The organism is Virgibacillus sp. (assembly GCF_013393565.1).
Classification (GTDB): Bacteria; Bacillota; Bacilli; order Bacillales; family Amphibacillaceae; genus Virgibacillus; species Virgibacillus dokdonensis.
The window spans coordinates 43,060-63,875 of the sequence record NZ_JABXHF010000015.1 but is presented as its reverse complement, the minus strand read 5'-3'; the positions used below and the strand labels follow the sequence as shown (position 1 = coordinate 63,875).

Below are 20,816 nucleotides of genomic sequence, written 5' to 3'. Positions count from 1 at the left end.
TAAAAATAAAACCGACTCCGAATTTTTTGCAAAACGAGAAAAGAATGCAAATCTATCGACAAAGAGTAAGTAAGAAGAATTGGCAATCTACGTGGAAGAAGCTAAAGATTTATGTAACATAAAAACAATAGAAGCCCCTTTTATTTCGCATCTTGTGCTTATCTGTTACATTACATATAGGGGTATTTTATGATATATAACTACTTAATCGATAATGAAGCAAGGAGAGGAAACAATGTCAAAGGAATTTTGGGATGAAAGTTTCTCAGAAAATGAGTTTGTGTATGGCAAAACAGCAAATGCGTTTATTCGTTCCATGAATGAGATGCTTGCAGCAGGTTTGAAAGTAGCCTGTTTTGCAGAAGGGGAAGGTAGAAATGCGGTATATTTAGCAGAATGTGGGCATCATGTAACAGCATATGATCAATCCACGGTAGGGCTTAAAAAAACAACCCAACTAGCTCAAGAAAAAGATGTAGCTGTTCAAACCGTAGTTAAAGACCTTACCACAGAAAGCGTACCTGTGCAACAATATGACGCTGCTTTTATGGTGTTTGGGCATGTTCCTAGAGAAAAGCAAGTCTTTTTTATTAATAATATGTTGAACTCGCTCAAAACGGGTGGCTATCTCCTATTCGAAGTTTACTCGGAGGATCAATTAGCATATAAAAGTGGAGGGCCAAAGGAGAAATCGATGTTATATCGTCCTGTAGATATGTTGAACTGGTTAGATGGTCATAAATGGATTCATTTTTATTATGGAGAGGCCGAACGACATGAAGGAAAGAGACACTCAGGTCTGTGCCATGTTGTGCAAGTAGCCGTTCAGAAAACAGCTCGGTAGGTTGGTGAGGGTTAATGGATAACACACTGACTGAGCTTGTGTTATCCATGTGTTATTTCCTTTGCTTCAACGATAGAAAAGCTGGAATTTTGGGTTTTATTCCGAATACTGTAGTAAAATTACTCCTTCAAGATAAGTCTAAGAGGACGATAAAAGAAACTAAGTTCCTAGGATATTTAGATCACCGCTATACTATAGCAAAGGGTAAAATTTTTTAGGAGTTAAAGTTTAAGAAAATGGAAGAATTACTCCATAAAGATTTCGTGACAAATGGTTATTCGCAACAGTGAGGGATAAATCCCCCACTGATGGAAGATCACTTTATTTCCAAATGTTAATACCAGCTTCAAAACAGAATAGAAAAAAGTTACGAAGCGCTCATATCTGCCGCGGGGCCAAAAACCTCATAATGGATATCTGCATCGTCTACATGTAACTGTTTGAGGATAAGCAATGTTGTTTGCATAAACCCTTTTGGACCGCAGAAATAAAAGGATGCATTGGTAGTTGGCAGAACAGAGTGTAGCCAGTTGTAACTGATATAGCCATTTACATCACATAGATGCTCGTTTTCAGGTTGACTATATAAAGTATAGCTTGAAACATTTGCATGTTGCTTACTAATCGTATTTACACGATCCTTAAATGCGTGATAATTACCTGATTTTGCAGCATGAATAAAGACTACTTTTCTATTCGGTTGTGTATGAATGACTGTTTCCAACATGCTCATCATTGGTGTTATTCCTACTCCGCCACTAAGGAGCACGATAGGTCTGTTATCGTTTCTATTTAGAAAGAAATCACCAGCTGGCGCTGTAAGTGGTAAAACACTTCCTTCGTTCACCGATTCGTGTAGGAAATTGGATACCTTTCCGTTTGGAGTTTTGGCATCACCAGCTTCACGTTTAACACTAATTCGGTAGTGATCTTTGTTAGGTGATGTAGATAAGCTGTATTGGCGTAGATGGGTGTAAGGTTCTTCTGGAATCTCTGCTTTCAGCGTGATATACTGCCCAGGAAAAAAATCAGGAATGGCAAGGCTATCTTCAGGTTGCAAATAAAACGATGTAATGACGTCGCTTTCTTTTATTTTTTGAATGACTTTAAAATTACGGAATCCTGTCCATCCACCAGTTTGTGCTTCAGCTTCTTCATATAGCTGTTGCTCCATGTCGATAAATAGTTGCGCAATCATACCGTATGCTTTTTCCCACGCAGCAATTATTTCATCACTCGCTACATCTCCTAAGACATCTTTCATCGCTAATAATAAGTATTTCCCAACAATCGGATATTGTTCTGGTTTTACGTTTAAACTTCGATGCTTATGGGCAATTTGCCGGACGTGAGGTACGATTTTTTCTAACTGGTCAATGTTTGCTGCAGCTGCGTAAACCGTATTGGCTAATGCGATAGGTTGATCGCCACGTCGTTGATTCGTTTGATTGAAAAGGTGATTTAACTCGGGGTGATTGCTTAACATAAGTTGATAGAATCGCTTTGTAATAGCTGTCCCTTGCTTTTGTAAAATTGGAACTGTAGCTTTAATCAATTGCTTATTTTGTTCATCTAATTTGGTTTTTGCCGTTGTTTCCATAAAAAATCCTCCCATACAATAAAGATGTATTTTAAATACATCTTTATTGTATAATGAAAGAAAACGATATAAAACCTCTTACATCACATTTGTGTTACAATATTGTGAAAAACAAAAACCATTATATAGCAGGTGACATAATGAATCTTAAAAAATACACCGACTTCTCCCTTCGAGTATTAATATTGGCTGGAATGAAAACAGAACAGGAATTAACCACGATTAAGGAAATTTCTACTGTTTATCATATATCACAGGAGCACTTACGAAAGGTCGTTCATAACTTGACGAAACTAGGACTTATCCAATCCATTCGTGGCAGGCATGGCGGTCTCCGTTTAGCAAAGCCAGCGGAGGAAATCAACATAGGACAATTAGTTCGAACATTGGAAGATGATTTTGTATTATTGGAGTGTTTTGACAAGGAAACGAATCACTGTGTTATTTCGCCGGCGTGCACTTTAAAACATGCACTAAATCAAGCATTAATGGCTTTTTTTCAAGTGTTAGATGCATATACATTAAAGGATTTAATCCATAATGAACAAGAATTGCGTAAGCTTATGGGTATATGATGTTTTAATTTATGATTTTCGGGAAAAAGTACTTATGTAATATTCATAAAGGAGGAATCGTTTGTGAGTAAAAGAATTGCGACTGTCATCACAGATATGTTTGAGGATGTAGAATATACAGACCCAGCCAAAGCTTTTCAAGATGCTGGACATGAAGTAGTTACAATTGAAAAAGAAAAAGGGAAACAAGTAACAGGGAAAAACAACCAAGTTACCGTTACGATTGATTATGGAATTGACGATGTTAATCCGAGTGACTTTGATGCGCTGTTTATTCCGGGTGGTTTTTCTCCTGATATGCTGCGTGCAGATGAAAGGTTTGTCACATTTGCCAAGCATTTTATGGATGAGAAAAAACCTGCCTTTGCCATTTGTCATGGTCCACAGCTGTTAATTACAGCGAAAACATTGGAAGGAAGAAAAGCAACTGGATTTACATCCATTCAAGTGGATATGGAATATGCAGGCGCCAAGGTTGTAGACGAAGAAGTAGTTGTTTGCCAAAACCAACTCGTTACAAGTCGCCAGCCAGATGACATTCCGGCTTTTAACCGTGAGTCTTTAAATATATTAAGATAGGTATAAAAAATAAGTCCTCTTGCAGTAGAGGGCTTATTTTTTAGCACATAATAATGCTTTGAAAATTTGATGCTTTGGGATAATGAAATAACAGAATAAGCCACGTCCGGCTCCACAGCCCAGAAACTAGCACTTTACGAATCGGCCTATGCTAAGTCTAAGTCATGATTCCTAAATCTTTAGTTGTTTCGTGCCACTCTCTACGTTGCTAACCGGGCGCTTACGCTTTTGTTCCACTATAGGAAAGTATAAAAGCTTTAAGGTTTATAGTATAAGAAAAACAAAGGCTGCGCTAGTAGACTTGGCGACAGCCAAGTTTTTCTAATAAAGCTCATAGTAATAAGAAAACTTCCAATTGCTTCAAGACAGAGAATGTGGAAGCTTTTTCGGCATTCATCGTGTAGTCCATGTTTTTTAATGCTCCATGAAACGAAGCAAAAGTTAGCGTGTACGGTTATTCTAACTTTGTTATCGTAAATTGATCTTGTAATAATAACCAATTTTGCGGGAAGGCAAGCCCTAGTTTCCAATAAGAAATGCCTAACAACCCTAATTCTTTAATTAAATTAAACTTTGCCTGAATCGACCTTGCATCCTCAAACCATACTTCATGTCTTGTCCCTGCCTCATCCGTATAGGTGAAAAACGGTGCTTGTGCTCCTTGATCAAACATAATTTCTGCATTATTTTCTCGCGCAATGGTAATGGCTCGCTGTGGACTGACTGCTTGAGCGGGTTCTCCGTTATCAGCAGCATAAGGCAATGTCCAGTTATAACCATATAAGTTTTGCCCTAATAAGATTTTGTTCGCTGGAATTACTGTGAGTGCATAATCTACTACCTTTCGTACTTCATTGATAGGTGAAACAGCTAATGGTGGACCATACGTATATCCCCATTCATAGGTCATTAAGACAACAAAGTCAGCAACCTCCCCATGTACTGCATAATCATGTGCTTCATACCATTGTCCTGGTTGATCAGCTCGTGTTTTTGGTGCTAATGCAGTGGACATTAATAAGCCTGCTTGAGACAGCCTTTTCTTTGCTTTCCGTAAAAATGCATTATATGCTTCACGATCTTCGCTTGGTAAAAATTCAAAATCAAAATGGACATCCTTATACCCTTGTGTAGTTGCTGTATTAATAATATTATCAAGCAACGTATTTTGTACGCTTTGTACGGTTACGATAATATGACCAAGTTCCGGACTGAACTCTCCTCCTTCTAGGTTGGTTACAACAAGCATTTTTGCTACATTATTTTGTTCAGCAATTTCAGCTAGACTATTTAACGGCGGTGGTGTTAGACTGCCATCGCGGCCTACACGGTAGCTGAAAATAGCTAAATAAGTTAAATAAGGCGCTGCTTTTCGAGCAGAATTCTTTAGGGTTTCTGACACCGTATCGCCGGAAGGCTCAATATATGCATTTGTCGTGATTGGGGTCTTAGGTGCTGGCGGAATATATAATTGAAATCCCACTGGTATTATATTTCCTGGCGAGATTCCGTTTATTTGTGCTAAGGTTTCGAGAGGTATGTTAAATTGTTGGGCAATGGAAAATAAACTATCTCCAGGTTGAGCAAAGTAAAATTGTCCAATAATAGGAATGACAAGCGCTTGGCCGATAACTAGATTATTAGGTGCATCCAACTCATTGGCATCAATAATTGCTTGCGTAGAAGTTCTGTATGTAGAAGCGATTTGAAACAACGTATCTCCTGCAGACACAACATGGATTTGCAAAATAAATCCCTCCTTTCAAAGTTTTGCTACTGTTACTTTATGAGGAGGGAGACGGAGGTATGCTAATTATATTGCTGTTGTGTCTGCTTTCATAACCGCATGTAATAAATATAGGGCATAAGCATTATTATCTTTTCCTTCTGAAGCCATGCAATTTTCTGGAATATGCATCTTATATCCATACATATATGCATCCTTTGCTGTAAACAGAATACAAATATCTCCGGCGATTCCTGCCAAAATGAGACTGTCTTTATCTAATTCAGATAACAAAGATTGTAGAGGCGTTTGAAAAAAGGCGGAATGCTGTGGTTTAATAAGAAAATAGTCTTGGTCATCTGGCTTTAAAGCTTCTATAATGTCTTTACTTGCGTCATTGTAGCAGTGGTCAATTATTTTACGAAAGTCTGCTTGCCAAAGACCGTAATGATCATTAACATAAATAATAGGTAATTTATTGGTTTTGGCAAATTTACGTAAAGACATAAGGTGTGGAAGGATTTCTTTCGTATTGGAAGCTAATGCTTTTCCACCATCAAAATGAAAATCGTTGATAATATCTACAAATAAAACGGCGGTTTTTTCCAATGATTTGAGCACGAAAATCCCCTCTCTCTTCTGATAGAGTATATAAGGCTATCTTTCATGTGACTAATCTGTGAGATAAAGTACACCAAAAATTCCAATTACAAGTCATATTCAATGAAATACGGTGAAGGGTGGACATCATAGATCAGTTGCGTATCGGATACTTTCTTAAGTATTATTACCGAATTTCCGTTTTTCAAACTAGAAAGTAGTGTGATGAGATGAATACGATAGATGAACAAAGGATGTTTACAGCTATACAAGAAGCAAAAAAAGCAGCCGCACAAAATGAAGTTCCGATTGGTGCTGTAATTGTATATCAAAATGAAGTGATAGCTACTGCATATAATGTACGTGAAACAACACAAAGTACGTTGGCACACGCGGAATTGTTAGCGATACAAAAAGCAAATGATAAGATTGGCAGTTGGCGATTAGAGGATTGTACGTTGTATGTTACATTAGAACCTTGTCCAATGTGTGCAGGTGCGATAGTGCAGTCGAGGATAAAAAGGGTTGTCTACGGAGCACCTGATCCTAAAGCGGGTTGTGCTGGTACGTTGCTAAATTTACTACATGAAGACCGCTTTAATCATCAAGTTGATATAACTGCAGGCATTTTGGAAGCAGAATGTGCTACATTACTAAAGGATTTTTTTAAAAAGATTCGTAAGCAAAAAAAGCTAGACCAAAAAGAAAATTAGACCTGGACAAAGTTTAAATATAATTGTACCCAAACTTTCCACCATCTGCTATTGCAATTTGCTTGTATTATCGTTATAATGATTAGTGCCGTGCTAAGCGGGGAGGTAGCGGTGCCCTGTACTCGCAATCCGCTATAGCGAGGCCGAATTCCCGTCTGAGGTACGATGACTTTATGGTCTGCCTCAAGGGATTGGTGTTGACGTTTAGGTCCTGCGCAACAGAAACCTACGAATCCTGTCAGGTCCGGAAGGAAGCAGCAGTAAGTGGTCATTTCTGTGTGCCGCGGGGAAGCCTAAGCCGAGTCATGAACTTGAGTAACGCATAGGGTCACCGTATCGATGACGGGTGCACGGTATACATAATGACTATAAAAAGCTCTGTCCAACATTGGACAGAGCTTTTCTAATACGATTAGGAAGCAAAATATTTGGAGAAAGACTTGGCTAGAGCCAAGTTCTTTCTATGCGAGATAAGAAAGTATAAAATGAGTGACTCGTGTATAATAACACAACGGAATAAGTCACGTCTGGCTCCAGCGCCCAGCAACTAGGCAACTTCACGAATCGCCCTACGATAAGTCATCATTGGTTCGTACTAAATAGGAAGGCCGACTAAAGACGGGCTTGCCGGAGGGCGCCGGCATACTCCTGTTGCAGGAGCATGATTCCTAAAACTTCCGTTGATTCGTTCCAGTCGCTAGGTTGCTAAACGGGCGCTTGCGCCTTTGTTCCGTAGCCGTCTACAACAAGACCAAGCTTTCCTGTTTCAGGGTCCATTACTAGGCCGTGAACAGGCACTGAATCAGGCATTAGCGGGTGGTTTCCAATTGTGGATACACTATGTCTTACACTATCTTCCACACTATCAAACCCTCGAAAGAAACGGTTGAAATCAACACCTGAATATTGTAATGTATCCAATGTTTCTTGAGAGATGCCGCGATGCTTTACTTTTTCTAACGTTTGCTCTGCTTTTACACTGGCCATGCCACAATCATGATGCCCAACAACATAAATTTCATCTACTTCAAGCTCATAGACACCGACTAAAATACTGCGCATAATACTTCCGAACGGGTGGGAAACAAGCGCTCCTGCAGTTTTAAGTATTTTTGCATCGCCATTAGAGATGTTCATTGCTTTTGGTAGTAGTTCTACAAGCCTTGTATCCATGCAAGAGAGAATAAGGACATGCTTATTAGGAAACTTACTGCTTTGATAGCTTTCATACTCCTTTTTCTCTACAAAATCTTTATTATGCGTTAAGATTTCTCCTAAAAGATTCATATACAAAACCCCTTTTTAGTAAATATAAAAGCTGTTAGCTTGCTGTTTAATATTTAGCTTTTAAAGAAAACTCTATCAACCTTTAAAAGCTAAATTGTTTCAATATATTTATTATATCGGAAAAATTGGCATTTCGCATATTCATTTGTAAAAAAGTCTGTCTTAAGTTTCTCCCGATATAGATATAGCCTCTATATTCTCAGCACGCTATTTATGTACATTTTTATTGGTTTATAGTGCAATAATTGTTTAAAAAACGTACAGGCGTAAGTGATCGCGGCGGAAAAACACTACGCTTTCCAGAGGATTGCGCCATAGCCTCCTCGTTAGAAAAGCTTGGCTTGTCACGACGAAAGCTTTTGTTTTACATAAACGAAAAAACCTTATACTTTCCTATAGTGGAAAAAGCAGTTCGCTTTTTTTCTGCGGGCCTCCCCACTCCATATTCGCTCTTATTTAGCCATTAGCAAATAATTCAATGTTTGCTTTCACTTTATGTAACGCTATGGTTCACATTTCCCCCTTAAATAGAGTATAATTAGAAAGAGATTTTAAAGGAGAATCATATCATGAGCTATCAAGCTTTATATCGCGTTTGGCGTCCGACGGTTTTTGCAGATGTCGTTGGGCAAGCCCATATTACCCGCACATTGCAAAATGCGATTGTACAGGAGAAATTCTCTCATGCTTATTTATTCTCTGGACCAAGAGGGACAGGAAAAACAAGTGCTGCGAAGATTTTTGCCAAAACAATCAACTGTGAGCATTCTCCTGTAAAGGAGCCATGTAACGAATGTGCAGCATGTAAAGGAATTCAAAATGGATCGATTTCCGATGTGATTGAAATTGATGCGGCTTCCAATACAAGTGTTGAGGATATAAGAGAGATTAGAGAAAATGTAAAATATGCTTCTAGCCAAGTGCCGTACAAAGTATATATCATTGATGAGGTACACATGATATCGGTAAGTGCTTTTAACGCCTTACTGAAAACGCTGGAAGAACCACCAAGTCATGTCGTCTTTATCTTAGCAACGACCGAGCCACATAAAATCCCCCTTACGATTTTATCCAGATGTCAGCGGTTTGATTTTAAACCGATCTCCAATCCTTCTATCGTAGAGCGATTGCAAACGATTGTGGAAGCTGAGAGAGTGACAGTTTCTAAAGAAGCTTTGGACACGGTGGCACTAGCTGCTGAAGGTGGAATGCGTGATGCGTTAAGTATTCTTGATCAAGCTATTTCTTACAGTGATGATGCGGTAGAATTAGAAGACGTCTTAGCAGTTACAGGTGGTGTCTCGCAACATACTTTAACAAATATTATTAGCCATATGCATGAAAAAAATGTGCAACAAGCGGTAATGGATTTAAATGAATTAATTCAAAAAGGAAAAGATCCTGCTCGCTTCGTTTATGATATGATTTATTTTTTACGTGACCTGCTGTTATACAAAAGTGCTCCGACATTAGAAAAATTATTAGAACGGGCGCGCGTTGATGAAGCTTTTCAATCATTAGCAGATACGATATCCGACCATTGGATTCAAGAGGCAATGGCACAGTTAAATCAATGTCAGCAAGAAATAAAATGGACGAATAGCCCAAAAGTTTATATCGAAATTGCTATATTGACAATAGCAAATGGTATACAGGAACAAGGCGCGACTGATTCGATAGCAAGCTCTGATACGATAATGAAGCTTACATCAAAACTTGGAAAACTGGAGAAGGAAGTAAAGCAATTAAAGGATAATCCTGTCGTACCAATGCAAACAACACCACAACGTGAAAACAGAAGGACTCCAAATCGAACCGCAAAAAATACGTACAAAGTGCCTTTTGAACGGATTCGACATGTACTAGGTGAAGCTGAAAAAACAGCTTTAAAACAAGTTCACGCTCAATGGGGAACATTTTTAGGACAATTGAAAAAAGCAAGTGCTCCTGCACACGCTACTATCCAGGATAGTAAACCTGCAGCGGCGTCTGACCAAGCACTTGTCGTAGCGTTTAAGTATGAAATTCATTGTTCTCTGTTCTTAGATAATCAGGAAATGGTGGAATCTGTTTTAACTTCTGTGTTAGGAAAAAACTTGACCATCATACCGATTCCAGAGAAAGATTGGGTAGAATTGCGCAATGAATATGTTGCCAAACAAGAAAAAACATCATCCAAAGAGGAAGCTGTTGAGGATCCAGTAGTTACGGAAGCGCAGAAGCTATTTGGTGATGATATAATAGAAATTCATGATTAATACGATTACATTTTCTAAAGGAGGTATTTTCCATGAAGGGAAATATGAATAACATGATGAAGCAAATGCAAAAAATGCAAAAGAAAATGATGAAAGCACAGGATGAATTGCATGAAATGACGTTCGAAGCATCTGCTGGCGGTGGCATGGTTACAGTAGTTGCTAATGGAAAAAAAGAAATAACCGATGTACAAATAAAAGAAGAGGTTATTGATCCTGATGACGCTGAAATGCTTCAAGACCTTATTTTAGCAGCAACAAATGATGTATTAAAGCAAATAGATGATAAGACAAATGATACAATGGGACAATTCACGAAAGGTTTAAATATGCCTGGGATGTTCTAATTCTAGGAGGCACATAAATGTATTATCCAGAACCGATTTCTAAACTGATCGATAGTTTTACTAAATTGCCAGGTATCGGCCCGAAAACGGCCGCCCGTCTGGCTTTCTTTGTACTAAATATGCAAGAAGATGACGTCTTGGATTTTGCAAATTCATTGGTAAATGCAAAACGCGAGTTGACACATTGTTCTGTTTGCGGACATATTACCGATCAGGACCCTTGTGCGATCTGTCAAGACACATCGAGAGATCAATCTGTTATTTGTGTCGTTCAAGATCCGAAAGACGTCATCGCTATGGAAAAAATGAAAGAATTTCATGGAAAATACCATGTATTAAATGGTGTTATTTCGCCAATGGACGGTATTGGACCAGAAGATATTAATGTTCCTGGTTTAATTCAACGCTTAAAGGATGAAGAAGTAGAAGAGTTAATTCTTGCTACAAATCCCAATATTGAAGGGGAAGCAACCGCGATGTATATTTCTAGGCTTGTAAAACCGTCAGGCATTCGTACTACACGTATTGCTCATGGCTTACCAGTAGGCGGTGATTTGGAATATGCAGATGAAGTTACACTTTCCAAAGCATTGGAAGGCAGAAGAGATGTGTAGGAATTAGGTGGATACATGGCTAAGAAAATAAAGAAAAGAGATGTAGATAGGGAGTTATTAAATACAGTAAAAGAGTTGGAACTAGAATGGAAGCAAATAGAATCCATCGTCTCTAGAAGTGTGGAGTTCACGCTAGAAGGAAATTATTGGGAGAGAGTTGCTCGAGCTAAATATATGTATTTGCTTAAAGAAGCACGACACCGTAAATTACGTGCAGACTTCCATTAGCGCTTTTTAGAGAAAACCTTGGTGATAAGTTGCATTTTTCTAAAACAAAACAATAGCAGTTTTTCAAAGACAAGACGAAGAAGAGCTTGTCTTTTTTATACAAAAATTTGTAAAGTTGCTGCAGTTTATTATAATTTCGCTTGAGTTTCATGAAAAGTCGCTGAAGTTTACAAATATCCACGAATTGCTACTGTTTTTTTATTAATTTGGCTTGCACTATATATGAAAGCATAAGATTTTTTTGGTTTATAGTAGAAGTAAAACGAAGACTTTTTGCCATAAATAGTTGGTGATAAGCCTTCGTTTTTCTCATCAAGCTTCCATCGGACAGGTTCTTTTTTCTTTTGTATATACATACATAATAGGGAGGGTGTAGAAAATTTGTGAACGTTTAAGAAAAAAGAGGTGATGAATTTGAGTTCGACAGTAGTCATATCTATTATGGTGGGGCTAATCATCCTGTTGCTACTAGTAGGTACACCTGTAAAATTCATGCGTGTGATTGGACAAACGACTGTGAAATTAGGGATTGGTGTTTTGCTGTTATTCTTTATTAATGTATTCGGTGGCGCAATAGGTTTACACATTCCGATCAATTTATTTACGGCTGTCGTATCCGGTTTTCTCGGTATATTTGGAATAGCATCTTTATCAGCTATTCACTTATTTATTATTTCTTAAAAAACTAGTTACAACCCCATGCAAAAAGTTTCAAAGATTCTCGTATATAATTCATTAGATTAGGAGATGCTAATGAATATGGAGGTGGGGTTATGAAACAGCGAACTATATATGAGCGTTGTGGCATTTGTGAAGAGGAAAAGAAGGATGGCATTCATTTATATACCATGTTTATTTGTTGTGAGTGTGAGCATAATATGATTTACACAGAACCGAGAGAAGAAAAATATAACTATTATGTACGTAAATTAAAAAATATTACGAAACCAAAACTATATTCCTAGTTTAAAAAGTCTTTGCATGCAAAGGCTTTTTTTCACGATAGGAAAGTATAAAATGAGGTGCTAGGGGATAGCGAAATAACGGAATAGCGACGACCGGCTCCATCGCCCAGCAACGAGGCGACTTCACTCCATTGCCCTAAGCTAAGTAATCATCGGTTCGTCCCTAAGAGGAAGGCCGACTAAAAACGAGCTTGCCGCCCGACGTCGGCATACGCCTGTTTTAGTGGCATGATTCCTACATCTTTAGTTGATGCGTTCCACTCGCTATGTTGCTAAACAGGCGCCTTGAGCCTTTGTTCCTATAGGAAAGCGTAGGGTGGTTCCGCAGCAGTCTATTTATTTGTTTTCGTAAAATTATATTCAAATTCCTGCTGAATATATAGTGATTATAGCAATGTTAAAAAACTTTCCATATACTTTCTAAGAAACTTGCTATGCTCTATGAATATGTTAAGCTATATAAAAGCAATTTAGCTATAGTTAATATGCTTGACGGCCAAAAATGACATACATACACATTAGGAGTTACTATAATGAAACAGCAACATGTACCTTTATATGATGCATTAGAACAATTCAAAGGAAAGCAACCGACATCGTTTCATGTACCTGGGCATAAAAATGGACATATATTTCCTAATGAAGCAAGAGAAGTTTTTCAATCTATTTTACAAATAGATATGACAGAATTAACGGAATTAGATGATTTACATGCGCCAACAGGGGTCATTGCTGATGCAGAAAAATTGGCAGCCGATTTCTTTCAAACGGAAAAGACTTTTTTTCTAGTTGGCGGTAGTACAGTAGGTAATTTAGCGATGATTTTAGCTGTCTGTAAACAAGGCGATACGGTTATCGTACAACGCAACTGCCATAAATCGATTATGAATGGCTTAGAATTAAGCGGAGCAAAGCCTGTGTTCATCGCACCACAATATGATGAAAACGTCCGTCGATATACACAGCCTTCGTTTTCTGTGCTCCAGGAAGCTTTAAATCAATACCCACATGCGAAGGCGGTTATTCTCACTTACCCAGATTATTTTGGTAAAGCGTACGACCTTCGACAATTCATTGAACAAATTCATGCTTTTGATATCCCTGTATTAGTAGATGAAGCGCATGGGGTGCACTTTTCCCTTGGAGAAAACTTCCCCCCTTCTGCTCTACATCAAGGCGCTGATGTCGTCGTCCAATCTGCGCATAAAATGGCACCAGCAATGACGATGAGTTCCTACTTACATTATAATTCAAGAAGGATTTCAAAAGAACGAATAGCCCACTATTTACAAATGCTCCAGTCAAGTAGTCCGTCATACCCGTTATTAGCTTCCTTGGATTTGGCCCGTTATTATTTGGCAACGATGCAACGGAAAACGATGGCAGAGGTGCTTGCAAGTGCACAAGAAGTGAAGTGTATTTTTGCGCAGTCCCCTTACTGGGAGCTTATAGCAAGTGATGACCCGTTAAAAATAACGCTTCATGTAAAAGCAGGGATTGTTGCAAAAGAAGTAGCCAACCTGTTAGAGAAACAGCAAATATACCCAGAGCTTGTAACAGAAAATCAAATTTTATTGATACATGGGTTAGCTCCTTTTAAAGGTGTAGCAAATGTAAGAAAAGCACTGAAAACCGTGAATGACCAATTAAAAAATCAAAGAAAGCATGATACAATAGACGTAGAATATGATATCCCTGCTCTTATTCAAGAATTGCAGTTATCTTATGAAGTGATGAATCGCTCGACTGTCACGTGTATACCCCTGTCAGATGCAGCGGATTATATTGCGGCAGAAGCAATTATTCCGTATCCTCCAGGAATTGCTTTTATTCTAAAAGGAGAAAGAATAACCAAAGCACATATTAAAAAGATACAGCAAATGAAAGAGCTGGGGATACGAATACAACAACGACATACGAATAGCATCTATGTTTTTGCAGAAATAGAAGAAGGGGAAGAATAACATTGGGCGGATATTTTATCACATTTGAAGGTGGCGAGGGAGCTGGAAAGACTACCGTTTTGCACACCGTTACAGAAAAGTTAAGGCAAAATGGGTATGATGTACTTGCCACTCGTGAGCCAGGCGGAATTAAAATTTCCGAGAAGATAAGACAAATCATATTAGATCCGCTCCACACAGAGATGGAAGAGCATACGGAAGCTTTACTTTATGCGGCTGCAAGAAGCCAGCATTTTGCAGAAAAAATTGTACCGGCTTTAAAAAAAGGCAAAATCGTGCTATGCGATCGGTTTATAGATTCCAGCCTTGTTTATCAAGGCTATGCTCGAGGACTAGGAATGGATGAAGTATTAAAAATTAACCAGTTTGCGGTTGGCGATTGTATGCCAGATCTAACATTATTTTTTGACATGGAGCCAAAAAAAGGATTAGAACGGATAGCGGCGAATAAAGATAGAGAACAAAACCGGCTAGATTTAGAAAACCTAGCATTTCACGAACAGGTGCATCAAGCTTATCATATACTTACAGAAAGATTTTCAGAAAGAATTCAAACCATTGATGCTGCTCAGAAGCTGGAAACTGTGGAACAGGAATCCTTGGATCGTATTCTATCTTTATTAAAGAAATAAAAAGGAGCTGGTAAGGGTGAAATTACTTATCGCAGTGGTTCAGGATAAAGACGCTAACCGTCTGGTGGATGCATTGGGAGAAGAAAACTTTAAAACGACCAAACTTGCTACTACTGGCGGATTTTTGAAAGAAGGAAATACGACATTAATGATCGGTTGTGAGGATGATTATGTCGATGATGCATTAAAGATCATTAAAGATAATTGCTCTCATCGCGAACAAATGGTTGCTCCTATTTCTCCAATGGGTGGTAATGCCGATTCGTATATTCCAAAACCTGTAAAAGTAGAAGTTGGCGGAGCAACTGTGTTTATTTTACCAATTGAATCATTTTTTCAATTTTAGAAAAGAAAAGGGGCTGAAAGTATGAAAATAAGTCAAGAAGTTAGAACACAACCAGAAATGCATATTCCGCAATCGAATAGTGAGGAAAATCGTGGATTTCAAAAATTGCTTCAGTCCCAATCTACATCTATCAATCAGCAAGAGTTGCAAGTAATTGTCAAAAATATTTCTTTACAAGGAGAAAGGTTGGCTCGCTTCCGTTCGTTTCAGGACCTTGCCAAATTCAAACGGCTTGTAAAGGGATTTTTACGAGAAACGGTAGGTAGTGGTCTCCGTTTACAAAAGTCCCAGAGCTTTAGTATTCATGGCAACAATCGGCAGTTAGCCATTGTAAAGCAAATTGACGATAAGCTCATGCAATTAACGGAAGATATGATGAATCAAGAGAAGAAATCTGTAGACTTACTTGGCTTAATTGGCGAGATAAAAGGTCTATTAGTTAACCTATATACGTAATCGCAAGGCGAAGGGGATACATATGGAAACATGGTCAGAGGTTGCTCATGTACAACCGTTAGCAAGCAAAATTATTATAAACAGTATGAAAAAAGACCGGATTTCTCATGCGTATTTACTTCAAGGAGAACGAGGGACTGGTAAAAGAGCAATTGCTACACTGATAGCAAAAGGGTTATTTTGTGAGAAAAACGAAATAGCTGACCCGTGTTTAGAATGTAATACATGTAAGCGTATTGCATCTGGCAATCATCCAGATGTGCACTGGATTGAACCAGATGATAAATCAATTAAAATAGAGCAAATTCGAAACTTACAAAAGGAATTCACGTATTCGGGCATGGAGTCTGATCAAAAAGTATATATTATAGATGGCGCGGAAACATTGACAGTGAATGCGGCGAATCGAATTTTGAAATTTTTGGAAGAACCAAATAAAAAAACAACCGCTATTATGCTCACAGAGAATAGCCAAGCTATTCTTCCGACCATTCGCTCTAGATGTCAAGTAATTGATTTACGCCCCCTTCATCCAGGTGAATTTCAACAGCAATTAATCGAAAAGGGGTTAGATCAGCGCAGTGCGATATTGATAAGTGCCATGACGAATAATTTACAAGAAGCGATTGATAAAAGTCATGACGAGTCGTTTGCCACAGCACGGCGGATAGTGATACAATTAGTTGAAATACTTTTAACCAATCCTCAAGATGTTTACTTATCTATTCATCAGCATTGGGTGACTCATTTCAAAGAACGAAATGAACAGGAAGAAGGATTGGATCTCTTGCTTTTTGCCATAAAAGATATTCTTTATTACCAAATAGAACACGAAGCTGGGATGGTATTTTTCGCCCCTTCTGATGAATTGCTGAAAAAAGCAGCTATGTATTTTTCGCAAGAGAAGTTATTAGCAAGTTTACAGGCTGTCTTACAAGCAAAGCGAAAATTGAAGCAAAATGTTCATCCTACCTTAGTGATTGAACAGCTTACACTTCAAATGCAGAGGTGATAGGGAATGATAGAAGTCATTGGCGTCCGCTTTAAAAAAGCGGGTAAAATATATTATTTTGATCCAGGAGGAGAGTCGATTTCACTAGATAGTTATGTTATTGTAGAGACGATACGTGGCATAGAGTTTGGTAAAGTGGTAATTACAAATAAACGTGTCGATGAAGAGGATATCGTCCTACCTTTAAAGAAGGTTCTTCGTGTAGCGACGGATAAGGATAAATTAACCGTTTTAGAAAATCAAGAGCAATCGCAAAAAGCTTTAGACGCATGCACGGAAAAAATTCAACAACATGACTTAGATATGAATTTAGTGGAAGTGGAATATACATTTGATCGTAACAAAATCATATTTTATTTTACAGCAGATGGCCGAGTAGATTTTAGAAATTTAGTAAAAGATCTTGCGGCCATGTTTAAAACGCGTATTGAATTGCGCCAAATCGGGGTTCGTGACGAGGCGAAAATGCTAGGTGGAATAGGCCCTTGTGGTAGGATGCTCTGTTGCTCTACTTTTTTAGGTGATTTTGAACCAGTATCTATTAAAATGGCGAAAGATCAAAATCTATCATTGAACCCGGCTAAAATTTCTGGATTATGTGGTAGGTTAATGTGCTGTTTGAAATATGAGAATGACGATTATGAGACAGCCAAACGTGAATTACCAGACATAGGAGAAAGAATGGATACACCCTTTGGAAGCGGTAAAGTAGTTGGCTTAAACATCCTAGAACGACTCATCCAAATTGAGATCCCTGAGAAAGAAAGGGTTATCGAATATACGTTAGACGAACTAATTAATGAAGGAATTTTAGCGCAAGCCACAGAATAACGGGGTGAGTAGCGTGAAGAATAGGCAAATATTTGATCAGGTTTTAGATATGGAAAAACAAATAGGCGAGTTGTACGAGCAGTTAGGTGATTTGAAAGGAAAGTTAAGTGATTTATTAGAAGAAAATCATCGGCTATCTATGGAAAATCATCATTTACGCAGTCATTTAGATCATACGAATCATGATGCTGAAGCGACAAATAGTGCCAAGCAAAAGGAAAAGAGTTTCCCTGGCGAAGGTTATGATAATTTAGCACGCTTATATGAAGAAGGATTTCATATTTGTAATCTGGAGTTTGGCAGTCCACGACGAAATGAAGATTGCATTTTTTGCTTAGACTTTCTTAATAAGACGAAATAACATAAACAAATGATATTCCTCGATAGACAGAGGAAACCTACTTTTGCTGCCTGTATTTTAGGCAGCTTTTCTTCTTTAGTATCAACTATTGCTGCAAGACCCAACGCTGACCTTGGTAGAATAACGTGATTGTCATTTGTTTATGCGCTAAATCTGCCATTATTTTAGAGGTATGAATCATTCAGGTTTAGGTCTATGATGTTTGTAAAGACATCACCTAAGGGGCAATACTGAATCATTCGTGAATGAAAAAAATCCACTTTAGAAGTTGAAGAGAGGATAGATTGATGGTTGAACTATATCATAATGAAAGATTGGATTATTTATTAGCAGAGCAAGGGATGCAAATCATCCAAAGCCCTGAGGTGTTTTCATTTTCTTTAGATGCTGTTTTATTAGCTTATTTTGCATATGTGCCAATCAAACGAGGAAAAATCCTTGACTTATGTACTGGAAATGGCGTTATTCCATTATTATTATCAAGAAAAACGGGAGCAGAAATTACTGGGGTAGAACTTCAAGAAAGAATATTCCAAATGGCTGAAAGAAGTGTGACTTTGAATGGGTTAACGGAACAAATAAACATACTTCATGCGGATTTAAATCATTTGCAGCCATTGCTTCAACAGAGTAGTTTTGATGTAATTACTTGTAATCCACCCTATTTTCCAACACCACTTTCTTCAGAACACAATGAAAATCCGCATTTAACGATCGCAAGGCATGAAGTTTATTGTACGTTGGAAGATGTGGTAAAAGCTTGTAAATTATATGTTCGTCCTGGTGGAAAGGTAGCCATGGTACATCGACCGGGAAGGATAGTGGATATTATACATTTATTTCGTCAATATAAACTAGAGCCAAAGCGTCTACAATTTGTTTATCCTAAACAAGGTCGTGAAGCAAATATGTTATTAGTGGAAGGAACTAGAGATGGTAAGCCAGATCTGAAAATTTTGCCTCCACTTTATATTTATGATGAAAATGGTGATTATACAAAAGAAGCAAAGGATATTATTTATGGAAAATAAACATACTGTCTATATCTTAAGTTGTAAAGATCGCTCGCTTTATACGGGATATACAAATAATTTAGAACGCAGACTGAAATTGCATTTAGAGGGCAAAGGCGCAAAATATACACGAGGGCGAGGTCCATTTCAAGTCGTCTATGTGGAACATTTTGAGACCAAAGAGGAAGCAATGAAGAAAGAGTATGCCATTAAGCAGTTACCGAGAAAAGAAAAATGGAAATTAATTAGGGGAAATGGCAATCTGAAAGAAGTGATAAAATATGAACCTACAGAACAGTTTTGACAAAGAAGGCGCAGCTGTTTACGTTGTACCTACACCAATTGGTAATTTAGAAGATATTACGTATCGCGCATTAACCACACTTCAGTCTGTATCTGTCATTGCTGCGGAGGATACGAGAAATACAAAAAATTTACTACGTCATTTTGAAATAACGACGCCGTTAATTAGCTATCATGAACATAATAAATTAGCTCGAGAAGAGCAGTTGTTATCGGAGCTAGAGCAAGGGGAATCCATTGCACTAGTAAGTGATGCTGGTATGCCAGCTATTTCTGACCCAGGACAAGAAATCATACAAGCTGCTATTAAGCAAGATATACCTGTTATTGTTTTACCAGGTGCGAATGCAGCACTATGTGCATTAGTTGGCTCTGGATTGCCTACGAGTGAATTTTATTTTTATGGATTTTTACCACGTAAGAAAAAAGAGAAAGTATTGGAGTTAGAGCGACTTGCCCCGCTGCAGGCTACGTTGCTGTTTTATGAATCACCTTATCGCTTGCGGGAATCGTTACAAGCAATGCGAAATGTATTTGGTAATCGACAAGTTGCATTTGCGAGAGAATTGACCAAGCGTTTTGAATCTTACTTACGTGGAACGCTTGATGAAGTAATTGCCCATGTAGATAAAGCTACAGTAAAAGGGGAATGCTGCATTGTATTAGAAGGAGCCACTGAAATAGAACAGCAAGATACTTTATGGTGGAGCAATTTAACGATCATAGAGCATGTGGAACATTATTTACAGGAAGAAGCTTTATCGAGCAAGGATGCCATTAAGCGTGTTGCGCAGGACAGGCAATTACCAAAGCGAGAAGTATATCAAAATTATCATGTAAGATAACAAAAATCTTCAAGCTGTAGGGGGGGAGAAAGTGCCTCTACGGTTTGAAGATTTTCTTGTACGATAGGAAATTGGATCTATTGTATAAGCCTAACGAAGTTTTCATGGTAAGGAGCAGGTAAAAAAGCGAGTTTTGTAATGAAAAGCAATAGCTATTACCTAAAAAATATGTCATAAAAAAAAGACCTGCCGTGCAATGCAAGCGTCAGGCCTTTTTAAGACTTATTTATTCAGTCTAGATTCTATTTCTTGTAAAAGTTGTTGTGCGCCTTCTTGGCTTAGCACAATTTTGCCATTTGCTAGTGAAAGATTATCATCGGATACCTCGCCAGTAAGATGACATGTCATGTTTGGTTTATACTTCTTTAGTATGATTTTGTCGTTTTCCACGTAGATTTCCATTGCATCTTTTTCTTGGATTTCCAGCGTTCGCCGAAGTTCCATCGGGATTACTACACGGCCAAGCTCATCAACTTTGCGTACAATTCCGGTAGATTTCAAATTACTTCCCCCCTATGCTTTCGAAAAACGGGACTGCCTTTGTAACGAACATGTCAACGTTCTTCAAAATTAATAAACTACTAAAAAAATCGCCATAATTCGACATCGTTCTAAGCAATAGAATACCAGTGTTTCTTTTTTCTGTCAATAATTATTTACCAGAAAATTAAATAATTTGGTTGCTTTTAAAAAAACTGTCATGACAGCTTTCTACAT

The 20,816-nt window shown here is 38.0% G+C and carries 25 protein-coding genes and 1 other RNA gene; 21 read left to right on the top strand and 5 right to left on the bottom strand.

Annotated features, from left to right (window positions below):
* Positions 1-235: 235 nt before the first annotated feature.
* On the top strand, positions 236-844 hold the full coding sequence (locus HLX49_RS04840; protein WP_073011630.1) for a class I SAM-dependent methyltransferase: 609 nt from the start codon (positions 236-238) through the stop codon (positions 842-844).
* A 367-nt stretch (positions 845-1,211) separates the two neighbouring features.
* On the opposite strand, the gene hmpA is transcribed toward HLX49_RS04840, so the two are convergent.
* A complete protein-coding gene (hmpA, locus tag HLX49_RS04835; protein WP_296360935.1) occupies positions 1,212-2,444 on the bottom strand; it encodes an NO-inducible flavohemoprotein in 1,233 nt (410 codons plus the stop codon).
* 140 nt (positions 2,445-2,584) lie between these two features.
* Here hmpA and HLX49_RS04830 point away from each other — a divergent pair, with 140 nt between their 5' ends.
* Positions 2,585-3,019: an RrF2 family transcriptional regulator gene (locus HLX49_RS04830; protein WP_077701763.1), complete on the top strand. Its 435-nt coding sequence runs from the start codon at positions 2,585-2,587 to the stop codon at positions 3,017-3,019.
* A gap of 63 nt (positions 3,020-3,082) precedes the next feature.
* A complete protein-coding gene (locus tag HLX49_RS04825) occupies positions 3,083-3,598 on the top strand; it encodes a type 1 glutamine amidotransferase domain-containing protein (protein WP_101933073.1) in 516 nt (171 codons plus the stop codon).
* A 454-nt stretch (positions 3,599-4,052) separates the two neighbouring features.
* Here the strand turns inward: HLX49_RS04825 and HLX49_RS04820 are convergent, their stop codons facing one another.
* Positions 4,053-5,345 (bottom strand): glycoside hydrolase family 18 protein, encoded by a 1,293-nt coding sequence (locus HLX49_RS04820; RefSeq protein WP_077701761.1) that lies wholly within the window; start codon positions 5,343-5,345, stop codon positions 4,053-4,055.
* Positions 5,346-5,411: 66 nt separating this feature from the next.
* A complete protein-coding gene (locus HLX49_RS04815) occupies positions 5,412-5,945 on the bottom strand; it encodes a cysteine hydrolase family protein (RefSeq protein WP_077701760.1) in 534 nt (177 codons plus the stop codon).
* Positions 5,946-6,154: 209 nt separating this feature from the next.
* On the opposite strand from HLX49_RS04815, the gene tadA reads away from it, so the two are divergent.
* Positions 6,155-6,637, top strand: a complete 483-nt coding sequence (tadA, locus tag HLX49_RS04810; RefSeq protein ID WP_296360934.1) for a tRNA adenosine(34) deaminase TadA — start codon at positions 6,155-6,157, stop codon at positions 6,635-6,637.
* 88 nt (positions 6,638-6,725) lie between these two features.
* Positions 6,726-6,991: signal recognition particle sRNA large type (ffs, locus tag HLX49_RS04805), an RNA gene on the top strand.
* A 351-nt stretch (positions 6,992-7,342) separates the two neighbouring features.
* On the opposite strand, the gene HLX49_RS04800 is transcribed toward ffs, so the two are convergent.
* Positions 7,343-7,924 (bottom strand): beta-class carbonic anhydrase, encoded by a 582-nt coding sequence (locus HLX49_RS04800; RefSeq protein WP_296360933.1) that lies wholly within the window; start codon positions 7,922-7,924, stop codon positions 7,343-7,345.
* Between the two features lie 569 nt (positions 7,925-8,493).
* Between HLX49_RS04800 and dnaX the strand changes: the two genes are divergently transcribed.
* From dnaX to rsmI, 16 genes are all read left to right on the top strand, one after another.
* Entirely contained in the window at positions 8,494-10,182 is a 1,689-nt protein-coding gene (gene dnaX, locus HLX49_RS04795; protein ID WP_077701768.1) for a DNA polymerase III subunit gamma/tau, read from the top strand.
* Between the two features lie 32 nt (positions 10,183-10,214).
* Positions 10,215-10,529: a YbaB/EbfC family nucleoid-associated protein gene (locus HLX49_RS04790; RefSeq protein ID WP_050350515.1), complete on the top strand. Its 315-nt coding sequence runs from the start codon at positions 10,215-10,217 to the stop codon at positions 10,527-10,529.
* A gap of 17 nt (positions 10,530-10,546) precedes the next feature.
* Positions 10,547-11,143: a recombination mediator RecR gene (recR, locus tag HLX49_RS04785; protein ID WP_073011599.1), complete on the top strand. Its 597-nt coding sequence runs from the start codon at positions 10,547-10,549 to the stop codon at positions 11,141-11,143.
* Positions 11,144-11,158: 15 nt separating this feature from the next.
* Positions 11,159-11,371: a DUF2508 family protein gene (locus tag HLX49_RS04780; protein ID WP_296360932.1), complete on the top strand. Its 213-nt coding sequence runs from the start codon at positions 11,159-11,161 to the stop codon at positions 11,369-11,371.
* A gap of 414 nt (positions 11,372-11,785) precedes the next feature.
* Positions 11,786-12,052, top strand: coding sequence for a pro-sigmaK processing inhibitor BofA family protein (locus HLX49_RS04775; protein WP_077701770.1), 267 nt, complete (start codon positions 11,786-11,788; stop codon positions 12,050-12,052).
* A 92-nt stretch (positions 12,053-12,144) separates the two neighbouring features.
* Entirely contained in the window at positions 12,145-12,336 is a 192-nt protein-coding gene (locus HLX49_RS04770) for a sigma factor G inhibitor Gin (protein WP_073011588.1), read from the top strand.
* Between the two features lie 533 nt (positions 12,337-12,869).
* Entirely contained in the window at positions 12,870-14,300 is a 1,431-nt protein-coding gene (locus HLX49_RS04765) for an aminotransferase class I/II-fold pyridoxal phosphate-dependent enzyme (protein WP_101933071.1), read from the top strand.
* Positions 14,301-14,302: 2 nt separating this feature from the next.
* A complete protein-coding gene (gene tmk, locus HLX49_RS04760) occupies positions 14,303-14,932 on the top strand; it encodes a dTMP kinase (RefSeq protein WP_077701772.1) in 630 nt (209 codons plus the stop codon).
* 16 nt (positions 14,933-14,948) lie between these two features.
* Positions 14,949-15,278, top strand: coding sequence for a cyclic-di-AMP receptor (locus HLX49_RS04755; RefSeq protein ID WP_073011581.1), 330 nt, complete (start codon positions 14,949-14,951; stop codon positions 15,276-15,278).
* 21 nt (positions 15,279-15,299) lie between these two features.
* The gene (locus tag HLX49_RS04750) at positions 15,300-15,734 is read left to right on the top strand and encodes a YaaR family protein (protein WP_296360931.1); all 435 of its coding nucleotides are present in this window, start codon (positions 15,300-15,302) and stop codon (positions 15,732-15,734) included.
* A gap of 22 nt (positions 15,735-15,756) precedes the next feature.
* The gene (gene holB, locus HLX49_RS04745; protein WP_296360930.1) at positions 15,757-16,746 is read left to right on the top strand and encodes a DNA polymerase III subunit delta'; all 990 of its coding nucleotides are present in this window, start codon (positions 15,757-15,759) and stop codon (positions 16,744-16,746) included.
* Between the two features lie 6 nt (positions 16,747-16,752).
* Positions 16,753-17,577, top strand: coding sequence for a PSP1 domain-containing protein (locus tag HLX49_RS04740; protein WP_101933069.1), 825 nt, complete (start codon positions 16,753-16,755; stop codon positions 17,575-17,577).
* 13 nt (positions 17,578-17,590) lie between these two features.
* Positions 17,591-17,938: a DNA replication initiation control protein YabA gene (yabA, locus tag HLX49_RS04735; RefSeq protein WP_073011568.1), complete on the top strand. Its 348-nt coding sequence runs from the start codon at positions 17,591-17,593 to the stop codon at positions 17,936-17,938.
* 287 nt (positions 17,939-18,225) lie between these two features.
* Positions 18,226-18,969 carry a tRNA1(Val) (adenine(37)-N6)-methyltransferase gene (locus HLX49_RS04730; protein WP_077701776.1) on the top strand — a complete coding sequence of 248 codons (744 nt, stop codon included), beginning with the start codon at positions 18,226-18,228 and terminating at the stop codon, positions 18,967-18,969.
* Positions 18,959-19,255 carry a GIY-YIG nuclease family protein gene (locus HLX49_RS04725; RefSeq protein WP_077701777.1) on the top strand — a complete coding sequence of 99 codons (297 nt, stop codon included), beginning with the start codon at positions 18,959-18,961 and terminating at the stop codon, positions 19,253-19,255. Before HLX49_RS04730 ends, HLX49_RS04725 begins: the two co-directional genes overlap by 11 nt.
* Positions 19,233-20,099, top strand: coding sequence for a 16S rRNA (cytidine(1402)-2'-O)-methyltransferase (gene rsmI, locus HLX49_RS04720; RefSeq protein ID WP_077701778.1), 867 nt, complete (start codon positions 19,233-19,235; stop codon positions 20,097-20,099). Before HLX49_RS04725 ends, rsmI begins: the two co-directional genes overlap by 23 nt.
* 222 nt (positions 20,100-20,321) lie before the next feature.
* On the opposite strand, the gene HLX49_RS04715 is transcribed toward rsmI, so the two are convergent.
* Positions 20,322-20,600 carry a transition state genes transcriptional regulator AbrB gene (locus HLX49_RS04715; RefSeq protein ID WP_073011557.1) on the bottom strand — a complete coding sequence of 93 codons (279 nt, stop codon included), beginning with the start codon at positions 20,598-20,600 and terminating at the stop codon, positions 20,322-20,324.
* Between the last annotated feature and the right edge of the window lie 216 nt (positions 20,601-20,816).